Annotated in this window: 10 protein-coding genes; 3 read left to right on the forward strand and 7 right to left on the reverse strand. The window is 74.7% G+C overall.

Annotated elements, in window-relative coordinates:
• Both JIG38_RS11300 and JIG38_RS21040 read right to left on the reverse strand, forming a co-directional pair.
• Nucleotides 1-318 (reverse strand): MGMT family protein, encoded by a 318-nt coding sequence (locus JIG38_RS11300; protein ID WP_199423904.1) that lies wholly within the window; start codon nucleotides 316-318, stop codon nucleotides 1-3.
• Nucleotides 319-328: 10 nt separating this feature from the next.
• Nucleotides 329-1,447 (reverse strand): PP2C family protein-serine/threonine phosphatase, encoded by a 1,119-nt coding sequence (locus JIG38_RS21040; RefSeq protein ID WP_199423905.1) that lies wholly within the window; start codon nucleotides 1,445-1,447, stop codon nucleotides 329-331.
• Between the two features lie 71 nt (nucleotides 1,448-1,518).
• Here JIG38_RS21040 and JIG38_RS20230 point away from each other — a divergent pair, with 71 nt between their 5' ends.
• Nucleotides 1,519-2,763: a GNAT family N-acetyltransferase gene (locus JIG38_RS20230; protein WP_233404805.1), complete on the forward strand. Its 1,245-nt coding sequence runs from the start codon at nucleotides 1,519-1,521 to the stop codon at nucleotides 2,761-2,763.
• 1 nt (nucleotide 2,764) lies between these two features.
• Nucleotides 2,765-3,604, forward strand: coding sequence for a PhzF family phenazine biosynthesis protein (locus tag JIG38_RS11310; RefSeq protein ID WP_307844824.1), 840 nt, complete (start codon nucleotides 2,765-2,767; stop codon nucleotides 3,602-3,604).
• 135 nt (nucleotides 3,605-3,739) lie between these two features.
• Here JIG38_RS11310 and JIG38_RS11315 read toward each other — a convergent pair whose 3' ends face one another.
• On the reverse strand, nucleotides 3,740-4,195 hold the full coding sequence (locus JIG38_RS11315; protein WP_199423907.1) for a ribose-5-phosphate isomerase: 456 nt from the start codon (nucleotides 4,193-4,195) through the stop codon (nucleotides 3,740-3,742).
• Between the two features lie 66 nt (nucleotides 4,196-4,261).
• Between JIG38_RS11315 and JIG38_RS11320 the strand changes: the two genes are divergently transcribed.
• Complete coding sequence (locus tag JIG38_RS11320; RefSeq protein ID WP_199423908.1) at nucleotides 4,262-6,301, forward strand: M13 family metallopeptidase; 2,040 nt, start codon at nucleotides 4,262-4,264, stop codon at nucleotides 6,299-6,301.
• A gap of 64 nt (nucleotides 6,302-6,365) precedes the next feature.
• Here JIG38_RS11320 and JIG38_RS11325 read toward each other — a convergent pair whose 3' ends face one another.
• The 4 genes from JIG38_RS11325 to JIG38_RS11340 all read right to left on the reverse strand — a co-directional run bounded on the left by JIG38_RS11325 (nucleotide 6,366) and on the right by JIG38_RS11340 (nucleotide 11,570).
• The gene (locus JIG38_RS11325; protein ID WP_199423909.1) at nucleotides 6,366-6,944 is read right to left on the reverse strand and encodes a hypothetical protein; all 579 of its coding nucleotides are present in this window, start codon (nucleotides 6,942-6,944) and stop codon (nucleotides 6,366-6,368) included.
• Nucleotides 6,945-7,095: 151 nt separating this feature from the next.
• The gene (locus JIG38_RS11330; RefSeq protein ID WP_199423910.1) at nucleotides 7,096-8,682 is read right to left on the reverse strand and encodes a phytoene desaturase family protein; all 1,587 of its coding nucleotides are present in this window, start codon (nucleotides 8,680-8,682) and stop codon (nucleotides 7,096-7,098) included.
• Nucleotides 8,683-8,777: 95 nt separating this feature from the next.
• Nucleotides 8,778-10,514, reverse strand: coding sequence for a carbohydrate-binding module family 20 domain-containing protein (locus tag JIG38_RS11335; RefSeq protein WP_307844827.1), 1,737 nt, complete (start codon nucleotides 10,512-10,514; stop codon nucleotides 8,778-8,780).
• A gap of 381 nt (nucleotides 10,515-10,895) precedes the next feature.
• On the reverse strand, nucleotides 10,896-11,570 hold the full coding sequence (locus JIG38_RS11340; protein WP_199423912.1) for a mycothiol-dependent nitroreductase Rv2466c family protein: 675 nt from the start codon (nucleotides 11,568-11,570) through the stop codon (nucleotides 10,896-10,898).
• Nucleotides 11,571-11,785: the final 215 nt, after the last annotated feature.

An 11,785-nucleotide genomic window follows, 5' to 3' on the forward strand; every position in this document is an offset into this window, starting at 1 on the left:
CTAGTCCTCCGGCCACCAGATCGCTCGCCGGACCGCGACGTGGGCGTCCGGGCCGTGACCGAGGACCGGGCAGCCCTCGGCGCGCAGGCGGTCGATCGCCTCGTGGTGGAGGTGAGTCGGCGGCCTCCCGGACGCGTTGACGACGCGCCACCACGGCACGTCTGATCCGGCCCGGGACATCACCAGGCCCACCTGGCGCGGGCCGCCCCGCCCGAGGCGGTCGGCGAGCACCTCGGCGACCGAGCCGTAGGTCACGACGCGGCCGGGCGGGACCTGGTCGACGAGGTCGAGCACGGCCTCGAGGTAGTCGTCGTCCATGCGAGGTCGGTCAGTCCCGGTGCACGAGGATGAGCGCGCGGTCGTCGCCCTCCCCCGCGCGGACGCCCGCGAGGACGGCGTCGGCACCGCCCGTGCGCGTCGCGATGATGCGCTCGGCCTGGCCCATGAGCCGGTCGATGCCCAGCTCGACGTCGGACCCCGGGGACTCGATGAGCCCGTCGGTGTAGAGCATCACCGTGTCGCCGGGCTCCATCTGGCCCTCGTGGACGCCGAAGACGGGCGCCATGACGACGCCGAGCGCGGGTCCACCCGGCGCCTCGACGGCCTCAATCCGGCCCGACCCGGCGTGCAGGTGCACCGCGGGCGGGTGGCCGGCCGTCGAGACCCAGAACCGGCCCGTGTCGAGTCGGACGGCCAGGTGGATCGCCGTCGCGAAGCCCTCGGACCAGTTCTGCGCGAGCAGGTAGTCGTTGGCCGCGGGCAGGAACGTCTCGCGCGGCATCGCTCCCAGCAGGCCGCCGAACGCGCCCGAGAGCAGCAGCGAGCGCACGCCCGCCTCCTGCCCCTTGCCCGAGACGTCGACCAGCACGATCTCGAGCTGGAGCCCGCCCTGGCTGCGCGACGCGACGACGAAGTCGCCCGAGAACGCCTCGGCGTAGGCGGAACGGACCAGGCTGTCGACGCGCCAGCGCTCGGGCAGCGGCGGGATGCGGCCGTGCGCGACGAGCCGGTCGCGCAGGTCGACGAGCATGAGGTCGCTCGCGGCGCCCTGGAGCCCGAGCCGCGCGCGCCCGCGCACGAACACCAGCCCGGACACGACGGCGAGCGCGAGCACCACGACCTCGCCGGGCGTCGGCTCCACGCGGTCGAGCGCCACGAGCGCGGCCAGCTCCGCGACGACGGCGACGCACAGGACGATCATCGCGGGCAGCCGCAGGGCGAACACGCCCAGGAGCACGACCACGAGCATCACCGCGGGCGGCACCCACAGCGGCAGCAGCACCATGCCGACCGTCGCGACCACTGACGCCGCGAGCAGCGCGGACACGAGCACGACCTGGCGTCCCGCGAGCGCCGAGCCGCGCGGCGCCCGGAAGCGCCGCAGCCGGCGCGGCCCGCCCGCCCGCGCCTGCCGGGTGCGGCGAGGGAGCGGGACGGCGAGGGTCACGGGCCGAGGCTACCGACCCGCGGGGTCAAACGCCGTGACCTCCACGGCCCGGAGACGGCACGATGCGAGGCATGACCTCGCTGCCCGACGGCTACCGCCTCGTCGACCTGCCCGAGAACCGCCGCGCCGACGTCCTCGTCCTCGACGGATGGGCGTTCGCCACCTCGATGACCGACGAGCAGCTGCTCGGCCTCGAGTCCCCGCTCACGTGGGACCGGACGCGCGGCGTCGAGGCCGAGGACGGCGAGCTCGTCGCGATGCACGCCTCCTACCCCTTCTCCACCTTCCCGGTGCCCGGCGCGCGCACGCCCGTCTCGGGCCTCACGTGGGTCGGCGTCCACCCCGGTCACCGCCGCCGCGGCCTGCTCCGCACCATGATCGACGACCACTTCACGCGCAGCCTCGCGCGCGGCGAGGCCGTCTCCGCCCTCTTCGCCGCCGAGCCCGGCATCTACGGCCGGTTCGGCTACGGCCTCGCCGCCCAGGACCTGCGCCTGAAGATCCCGCGCGGGGCCAAGCTCCGCGACGTGCCCGGCTGGCAGGACGTCCGCATCCGCGTCGAGCGCCTCGACCCCGCGCGCCACGGCGACGTCGTGCACCGCCTGCACTCCGCGGTGGACCGCCCCGGCTGGGCCACGCGCGACTCCGAGGAGCTGCGCCGCACCCGCCTCTCGGACCCCGAGCCCTTCCGCGGCGGCGCCGAGTCCCTGCGGATCGCGGTCGCCGAGCGCGACGGCACGCCCGTGGGCTACGCGATGTTCCGCCGCAAGGAGGCGTGGGAGGTGCCCGGGCCGCGCGGCACCGTGAGCGTGCGCGAGGTCGTCGCGCCGGACGCCGCCGTCGCCCGCGCCCTGTGGGGCGTGCTCGTCGACCTCGACCTCATGGCCACGGCCGAGGCGTGGCTGCTCGCGCCCGACGACGCCATCACGCACCTCCTCGTCGACCTGCGCGCGGCCGAGCCGCGCATCGTCGACAACCTCTGGGTGCGGCTGCTCGACGTGCGCGCGGCCCTCGCGGCGCGGCGCTACGCCGCCCCGGTCGACGTCGTCCTCGAGGTTTCCGACACGGTGCTGCCGGCCAACGCCGGGCGCTGGCGCCTGCGCGGCGGGCCCGACGCCGCGTCCGTCGAGCCCACGCAGGATGCCGCCGACCTCACGCTCGACGTGCGGGAGCTCGGGGCGGCGTACCTCGGCGGCACGGGCCTCGGCGCGCTCGCCGGCGCCGGCCTCGTGGCGGAGCACCGGCCCGGCGCGCTCGCGTCGACGGCCACGGCGTTCGGCTGGCACGTCGCGCCCGTGTGCAGCTGGGTCTTCTGAGGTGCCCCAGGAGCGCCCCTTCGCGCAGGTCGACGTCTTCGCGTCGACGCCCTACGGGGGCAACCCGGTCGCCGTCGTGCTCGACGGCGACGGGCTGGGCGAGGCGGACATGCAGCGGTTCGCGCGCTGGACGAACCTCTCGGAGACGACGTTCGTCCTGCCGCCCACCACGCCGGACGCCGACTACCGGCTGCGGATCTTCACGCCGGGCGGGGAGCTGCCGTTCGCCGGGCACCCGACCCTCGGCTCGGCCCACGCGTGGCTCGAGCGCGGCGGGCGGCCGGCGACCGAGGGCGTCGTCGTCCAGGAGTGCGGCGCGGGCCTCGTCCCGCTACGCCGCGACGGGGAAGCGCTCGCGTTCCGCGCTCCCCCGCTCGTGCGCACCGGACCGCTCGAGGACGCGCTCGTCGCACGCCTCGTGCGCGCGCTCGGCATCGCGGCCGACGACGTCGTCGACCACCAGTGGGTCGACAACGGGCCGGGGTGGGCGGCGCTGCGGCTGCGGTCGGCTGCCGACGTGCTCGCCGTGGACCTCGACGACGCGCAGGCGGCCGACCTCATGGTCGGGCTCGTCGGCGCGCACCCGGAGGGTTCGGAGCACGCGATCGAGGTGCGCGGCTTCTGCCCCCGGATCGGCGTGCACGAGGACCCGGTCACGGGCAGCCTCAACGCGGGCCTCGCGCAGTGGCTCACGGGAGCCGGGGTGCTGCCGCCCGACTACACGGCCACGCAGGGCACGGCGCTCGGCCGGTCCGGCGTCGTCCGCGTCACCACCGTCGACGGCGACATCTGGGTCGGCGGCACGAGCACGACGTGCATCCGAGGCACCGTCGCCCTCTGACGCCAGTCGCGTCCCGGCCCTCCCACCACACGGTCGCCGAGGTCGCTGGTTCGCGCCGGGGTCGCTAGTTCGAACCAGCGACCTCGGCGGGAACCAGCGACCTCGGCGGGTGGGCGGGCGCCCGGCCGCGAGCCGTCAGGACTGGCGGGACGCCTCGTACGCCGCGAGCTGGTCGATGCGGCGCTGGTGGCGCGGGTCGCCGCTGAAGGGCTCGGCGAGGAACGCCTCGGCGATCGCCGTCGACTCGTCGACCGAGTGCTGGCGGGCGCCCACCGCGACGACGTTGGCGTCGTTGTGCTGGCGGCCGAGCGTCGCGGTCTCGGTGCTCCACGCGAGCGCCGCGCGCACGCCGCGCACCTTGTTCGCGGCGATCTGCTCGCCATTGCCGGAGCCGCCGATGACGATGCCGAGGCTGCCCGGCTCCGCGACGACGGCCTCGCCCGCCGCGAAGCAGAAGGACGGGTAGTCGTCCTGGGCGTCGTACTCGTAGGCCCCGTGGTCGACGACGTCGTGGCCGCCCGCGCGCAGGTGCTCGAGCAGGTGCGCCTTGAGCTCGTACCCGGCGTGGTCGGCGGCGATGTGGATGCGCATGGGCGCCATCCTGCCAGCCCACCGGATGCCCCCGGGCACTCCCCTGCTCTCGCCTACCCTGGGGCGATGACGACCCTCCAGGACCCCGCCGGCCTGCGCAGCGGCATCGACCGCGACGCCCTCGACCCCGCCGTCCGCCCGCAGGACGACCTGTACCGCCACGTCAACGGACGCTGGCTCGACCAGCACGTCATCCCCGCCGACCGCGCGGCCGACGGCGCGTTCCGCGCCCTGCACGACGAGGCCGAGGAGCAGGTCCGGGCGATCATCGAGGAGCTCGGGGCGCAGGTCGCCGGCGCTGCAGGCGAGGAGGCCGGCCCGACGTCGGGCGCGGCGCAGCAGGTCGGCGCGCTGTACGCGAGCTTCATGGACACCGAGAAGGTCGAGCGCGACGGGCTCGACCCGATCCGCGGCGAGCTCGACGCGATCGGCTCCGCGGGCACGCGCGAGCGGCTCACGGGCCTGCTCGGCGAGCTCCAGCGCACGGGCGGCGCAGGCGCCGTCGGCTTCTGGGTCGACAACGACGCCAAGGACCCCGAGCGCTACGTCGTCTTCCTCATGCAGGGCGGCCTCGGGCTCCCCGACGAGGCGTACTACCGCGAGGAGCAGTACGCGCCCGTGCTCGAGAAGTACCGGGCCCACGTCGCCCGCATGCTCGGCCTCGCCGGGCAGAGCGAGCAGGACGCGGCCGCGGGCGCCGAGCACGTGCTCGCGCTCGAGACGGCGCTCGCCGCGGCCCACTGGGACGTGGTGCGCGACCGCGACGCCGACCTCACCTACAACCCCATGACGCTCGCCGACCTCGTCCAGCGCGCACCCGGCTTCGACTGGGGCTCGTGGGCGGTCGCGATGGGCGTCCCGGAGGGCGCGTTCGACCAGCTCGTGGTGCGTGAGCCGGACTTCGCCGAGGGCTTCGCGCGCACCTGGACGGGCGAGCCGGTCGAGCGGTGGCAGGCCTGGTTCCGCTACCACCTCATCAGCGCCCGGGCCCCCTACCTGCACGACGCCGTCGTGCAGGCGAACTTCGACTTCTACGGGACCGTGCTCAGCGGGACCACCGAGGTGCGCGAGCGCTGGAAGCGCGGTGTGTCGCTCGTCGAGGGCGCGCTGGGCGAGGCCGTGGGCCAGGTGTACGTCGAGCGCCACTTCCCGGCCGCGCACAAGGCCCGGATGCTCGAGCTCGTCGGCCACCTCGTCGCCGCCTACCGCGAGTCGATCGAAGGTCTCGACTGGATGGGCCCCGAGACGCGCGCCAAGGCGCTCGCCAAGCTCGGGTCCTTCACCCCGAAGATCGGCTACCCCGACCGCTGGAAGTCCTACGAGGGCCTCGAGCTGCGCGCCGACGACCTCGTCGGCAACGTCCGGCGCTCGCACGCCTACGAGCAGGACCGCGAGCTGCGCAAGATCGGCAAGCCGGTCGACCGCGACGAGTGGTTCATGACCCCGCAGACGGTCAACGCCTACTACAACCCGGGGATGAACGAGATCGTCTTCCCCGCGGCGATCCTGCGGCCGCCGTTCTTCGACCCCGAGGCCGAGGACGCGGTGAACTTCGGCGGCATCGGCGCCGTCATCGGCCACGAGATCGGCCACGGCTTCGACGACCAGGGCTCCAAGTACGACGGCGCCGGCCGCCTCGAGGACTGGTGGACCGAGCAGGACCGCGCGGAGTTCGAGAAGCGCACGGGCGCGCTCGTCGCGCAGTACGAGGCGCTCGTGCCCGAGCAGCTCGCGGCGGGTGCCGAGGGCGACGGCGCACCCCACGTCAACGGCGCGCTGACGATCGGCGAGAACATCGGCGACCTCGGCGGCCTGTCGATCGGCCTCAAGGCCTACCGGATCGCGCTCGGGCGCCCGCTCGACGAGGCGCCGGTGATCGACGGGTTCACGGGCGTCCAGCGGGTGCTGCTCGGTTGGGCGCAGGTGTGGCAGCAGAAGATCCGCGACGAGGAGCTCGTGCGGCGCCTCGCCACGGACCCGCACTCACCGACCGAGTTCCGCTGCAACGCGGTGCTGCGCAACGTCGACGAGTTCTACACCGCGTACGACGTCGCCCCCGGGGACGCGCTGTACCTGGCGCCCGAGGAGCGCGTGCGCATCTGGTGAGTGCGTGACGGGGCGGGCCGGTCCGAGGGGGCCGGCCCGCCCCGTCATGCTCGGGGACGACGGCTCAGAAGAACTGCGTCCCGGCGCGCGCGAGGGAGAAGCCCGACCCCGTCGGGTTGTGGCGGCAGAACACGCCGTTCCTCGAGCTGAGGCACGTCATCTCGCCGATCGTCGACCCGCCGCCGTAGTCGAGCACCGGCGTGCCCGCGGGCGCCGCAGCGGGCGCTCCGTCGACGCACGCGAAGGCGGGCTCCGCGCCCGCGGTGACGGTGAGCACGTTGCCGACCGTGCCCGTGCAGCCCTCGGGCACCGCGGGGGGCGTGAAGCTGAACTCGAGGATGGTGCAGGTCGCCGAGGTGTCGGTCATCTCGCACCAGATGTTGCCGCTCGGGAGCACGAACGCGGGCAGCGCCTCGGACTCCTCGGGCTCCTCGGGCGCCGACGGCTCGGGCGTCGTCTCGGGCTCGGCCGACGTCTCGACGGGGGCCGGGACCTGCGCGTCGGGCGTGCCCGTCCCGCCCTGCGACATCGCGAGCAGGACGAAGAACGTCACGACGAGGATGACGTCCACGACGAGGAACGTCGTCAGCCCGGGGCCGAGACCCAGGCGGGCCACGCCCGCAGCGGGCGAACGGTCCGCCATCGCTCTCCTCGTCGTCTCGTCCGGCAGGTGCTGCGCGTCCCGTGACGTGCGCTGCGGCTCGTCCGAGACGGTCGGCGCCCGCGGGCGGCCGACACGGCAGCATGGCACGGCCGTCCGGGTGAACGCGAGGCGACCGCCGTCCCGGCGGACGTCAGGTGTACGCGCCCGCGCCCTTGAGGAGGGCCATCGCCGCGGACCGTCCCGGGATGCCGCTGACCCCACCCCCGCGCCGCGCACCGGCGCCGGCGAGCAGCACGCGCGGGTGCTCGGTCGCGACGCCCCAGCGCTGCTCGGGCGACGTCGCTTCGGCGCCGTCGGGCAGCCACGGCCAGGACAGGTCGCGATGGAAGATGTGGCCGCCCGGCAGGCCGACGTCGCCCTCGAGGTCGACCGGGGACCGTGCCTCGAGGCACGGGCGCCCCTCGGCGTCGAGCGCGAGGCAGTCCTCGATCGGCTCGCCGAGCACCGCGTCGAGCGAGCGCAGCGTCGCCTCGAGCGCGCGGGCCCGCGCGCCCTCGGGGTCCTCGCGGAAGAGGCGCGCGGGCATGTGCAGGCCGAAGAGCGTGAGCGTGTGGTGCCCGGTGGCACGCAGGCCCTCGCCGAGGATCGTCGGGTCGGTGAGCGTGTGGCAGTAGATCTCCGACGGCGGCGTCGTGGGCATCTCGCCCGCCGCGGCCTCGCGGTAGGCCCGCTCGAGCTGGTCGTAGCCCTCGTTGACGTGGAACGTCCCCGCGAACGCGGCGGCGGGGTCGACGAGCGGGTCGCGCAGCCGCGGCAGGCGCGTGAGCAGCATGTTGACCTTGAGCTGCGCGCCTTCGGGCGCGGGGCCGGTCGGCGCGACGCCCAGCAGCCGGTCGAGCTCGGCGGGTGCGCAGCCCGCGACGGCGTGCGCGGCCGCGGTGCGGTGCTCGACGCCGTCGTCGTCGGACCAGACGACCTCGACGCCGTCCGCGCCCGGGTGCAGCGCCGTGACGCGGCTGCGCACCGCGAGGTGCGCCCCGGCAGCGCGCGCGGCCCCGGAGAGCGCCGCGACCACGGCGCCCATGCCGCCCACGGGCACGTCCCAGTCACCCGTGCCGCCGCCGATGACGTGGTAGAGGTAGCAGCGGTTCTGGATGAGCGAGGCGTCGTGCGCGCGCGCGAACGTGCCGATGAGCGCGTCGGTGAGGACGACGCCGCGCACGAGGTCGTGGCCCACGGACCGCTCGACGAGCTCTCCGAGCGGCGCGTCGACGAGGTCCGCCCACCACGGCCCGAGCGCGGCGCGCGCCTCGTCCGCCGTCGGCAGCGGGCCCGTGACCGTGGGGAAGAGCGTGCGCGCGAGCTCGCCCGTGCGCTCGCCGAGCGCGCGCCAGCGGTCGACGTCGTCGGCGGCGCCCACGCGCGCGAAGGAGGCCGCGGTCGCGGCGGCGTCGCCCGTGTCGACGAGCAGCCCGCGGGCCGGGTCGTCCGGCACGGGGGTGTAGGAGGACACGCGGCGGCGGCGCAGCGTGAGGTCGAGGCCGAGCTCGTCGCGCACGGCGCGCGGCATGAGCGAGACGAGGTAGGAGTAGCGCGACAGGCGCGCGTCGACGCCCGGGAACGCCTGGGCCGAGACGGTGGCCCCGCCGAGGTGGTCGGCGGCCTCGAGCAGCAGCACGCTGCGACCCGCGCGCGCGAGGTAGGCGGCGGTGGTGAGGGCGTTGTGCCCTCCCCCCACCACGACGACGTCGTACCGGGCGGCGGGGCTCGTCTGCACCTGCCGACCGTACGACACGGCCGTGTGCGACCGTGGGAGGGCGAGGGGTGGGCGCGCGCTCCAGGGCAGCCCACCCCTCGCCCGATCAGGGACTCCTAGCCGCGCCAGGAGTCGGTCAGGGTGAGCACGCCGCTCGCGGGCACGGTCGCGGTGCGGTTCGCGCCGCTCTCCCAGACCACCGCCCCCGAGCCGTCGACCCGCACGTACTTGTACTGGACGGTCGTGCCCGCGGGCAGCGCCACGGAGGCACGCCAGACCGGGTACGTCGCCGACGAGAGCGCGACGCCCGCGGCCGGGCTCCACGCGCCGAGCGACGGGTGGTCGCCGACGACGCGGATGTTCTGGCCCCAGGTCGTCGTGGCGTTGACGCCGAAGGAGACGGAGGCGACGGCGCCGTCGTCCCCGCCGCCGTTCCCGGTGTCTCCGCCGCCGGTGCCGCCGCCGGAGCGCGCACCGACGTGGATCGCGAGCGCGTCGTTCGCGCCGACACTCGCGGTGAACGTGCCGTCCGCGGCGACGGTGACGGTCGCGCCCGAGCAGCCGGTCGCCGTCGGGCCGCCGTTGACGACGTCGCAGTAGGTGCCCGCGGGCAGGTTCGTCGCGAAGGTCCGGCTCAGCGTGCCGCCCTCCTTGTTGATGACGGCGTAGCCCTGGGCGCCGCGGCCGAAGGCGATCTGGTTGTTGCCGTTGGTCCACCAGCGCACGACGGGCGCGCCGTTCGTCGCGTTGTGGAAGCCGACCATGTTCCGGATCGGGCGCCAGTCGTGCTGGCACCGCCAGCCGTTCGCGTAGCAGGTCGCGTCACGCACGCTGCCGTCGCCCTCGAGCGGGGCGCCGGCGTCCTTGTCGGTGAAGGAGTAGCCCGAGTGGACGGCCGGCGAGCCGTACGGCCAGGCGAGCATGAAGACGTTCGCGAGCGTGTACGTCGAGCCGTAGGTCTGGTTGAGGGACTCGCCGTTGCGCTCGGTGTCGTGGTTGTCGACGAACACGCCGGCGCTGCCGGACGGGAGCATGCCCCACGACTGGCCGAAGTCCGACAGGTACGCGAGCCGCTCGTTCGTGAACACGCGCTTGAGGTTGCGGGCGTAGTCGAACTCGTGGACGTCGCCGATGCCCGTGTACTCCGAGTCCTGGACCGGCTCACCGGCCGCGCCGATGACCTCCTGGACCACGTAGACGCTCGGGTCCGTGAGGCGCGAGCGGATGTTCGCGAGGTCCGTCGCCGGGATGTGCTTGGCGGCGTCGACCCGGAAGCCGCGCACGCCCAGCGAGATGAGGTCGTTGAGGTAGCCCGCGATGCGGCCGCGCACGTAGTCCGAGCCGGTGCGCAGGTCCGCGAGGTTGACGAGGTTGCAGTGCTGGACCTCCCACCGGTCGCCGTAGTTGGCGATGTCGCGACGGCAGTCGTTGAAGTCCTGGCTCTGGTAGATGCCGGGGTAGGTGTAGTGCTGGAAGGTCGAGCCGGCGAACCCGGTACCGCCCGCCGACTGGCCGCTCATGTGGTTGATGACGACGTCAGCGATGACGTCCACGCCCGCGGCGCGGCACGTCTGCACCATCGAGGCGAACTCGGCGCGGGTGCCGAGCTTGGACTCGATGCGGTACGAGACGGGCTGGTACGACGTCCACCACTGGCTGCCGCGCACGTGCTCCTGCGGCGGCGAGACCTGCACCCAGCCGTAGCCGGCCGGGCCGAGGACGTTCGTGCACTCGCGCGCGACGGAGTTCCACGTCCACTGGAAGAGGACGGCGGTGACGTCCTTGGTGCCGGGCGGCTGAGGGGCGGCGGGCGAGGCGGTCGGCACGAGCGTCGCGAGCACCGCGACGAGCACGGCGACGACGGTCGAGGCGAGACCGCGGCGCCGGGAGCCGGCGGGGCGAGCGATGCGGGCGATGGTGGTGGGGGCGGCGTCGCCCCGGTGGGTCCTGCGGGTCGTGCGATGTCCGATGACGAAAGCCAACGGTGTCCCCATTCGGTTCTGGCCGGGCCGGGGCCCGGACGGCCGGTCGCCACGGCTGTGTGACGACCTCGAGTGGAGCGCGCTGCAACGGACTGCAACAAGTCCGCAACTTCCCTGGAAGTTTGCAGAGTAGACACGCGAGGCCCGCCGCGCAACGGCACGGCGGGCCCCGATCCCCTCGCGAACTGGAGCGTCGCGGCCCCGACACGCGGGCGTGTCGGGCGCGAACGCTCCAGTCTGCGGGTGAGGTGGTCAGTCGAAGATCGGGCCGTCCTTGCGGCTGCGCTTGAGCTCGTAGAAGCCGGGGACGCCGGTGACCAGGACGAAGCCGTCCCAGAGGCGGCCCGCGTCCTCGCCCTTCGGCGCGGGCGTCATCACCGGGCCGAAGAACGCGGTCCCGTTGATCGCGACCACGGGCGTGCCGACGTCGTCGCCCACGAGGTCGATCGCGCGCTGGTGGGAGGCGCGCAGCTCCGCGTCGTGCTCGTCCGACGACGCCGCCTCGATGAGCTCGGCGGGCAGACCGACCTCGGCGAGCGCCTCCGCGACGACGGCCAGGCGCTCGTCCTTGCGGCCGCCCGGGTGCAGGCGCGTGCCGATGGCGTCGTAGAGGGGCTTGACGACGGCGTCGCCGTGGGCGAGGCGGGCCGCGGTGACCACGCGGACCGGACCCCACGCGTCGTCCATCGAGCGGCGGTAGTCCGCGGGCAGGTCGCGGCCCTCGTTGAGCACCGCGAGGCTCATGACGTGCCAGCGCACCTCGACGTCGCGCACCTGCTCGACCTCGGTCATCCACCGCGACGTCATCCAGGCCCACGGGCAGACGGGGTCGAACCAGAAGTCGGCGGTCGCGCGGGGCGCTGTGGTGTCGCCCGCCGCGGCGGTCGTCGGCTCCGTGGTGGTCGCGGGCTCGGTCGTCGTCGTCATGCGTCTCCTCCGGGGGCTCGTCGGCTGGCGGGCGGACCTCGGTCCGCCTCCCGGCAACCCTGCCCAGCCGCAGGTCATTCCGCGACCGCGCGCGAGGCACGGGAATCCGCGGCGTGCCACGTCCCGCCGGATGAGAGGATCACCCGCAGCAACCGCGTCCCCCCGACCTACCGGTCCCCGCCCGGCCCACGACGGCCCGAGCCCGCGAAGGAGCA

Source organism: Actinotalea solisilvae (genome assembly GCF_016464425.1).
Taxonomy (GTDB): domain Bacteria; phylum Actinomycetota; class Actinomycetes; order Actinomycetales; family Cellulomonadaceae; genus Actinotalea; species Actinotalea solisilvae.

What these genes read in the sequence shown, in the direction of transcription:
- JIG38_RS11300 (WP_199423904.1), bottom strand. Translation starts at nt 318, where the DNA reads ATGGACGACGACTACCTCGAGGCCGTGCTCGACCTCGTCGACCAGGTC.
- JIG38_RS20230 (WP_233404805.1), top strand. Translation starts at nt 1,519, where the DNA reads ATGACCTCGCTGCCCGACGGCTACCGCCTCGTCGACCTGCCCGAGAAC.
- JIG38_RS11315 (WP_199423907.1), bottom strand. Translation starts at nt 4,195, where the DNA reads ATGCGCATCCACATCGCCGCCGACCACGCCGGGTACGAGCTCAAGGCG.
- JIG38_RS11320 (WP_199423908.1), top strand. Translation starts at nt 4,262, where the DNA reads ATGACGACCCTCCAGGACCCCGCCGGCCTGCGCAGCGGCATCGACCGC.
- JIG38_RS11325 (WP_199423909.1), bottom strand. Translation starts at nt 6,944, where the DNA reads ATGGCGGACCGTTCGCCCGCTGCGGGCGTGGCCCGCCTGGGTCTCGGC.
- JIG38_RS11340 (WP_199423912.1), bottom strand. Translation starts at nt 11,570, where the DNA reads ATGACGACGACGACCGAGCCCGCGACCACCACGGAGCCGACGACCGCC.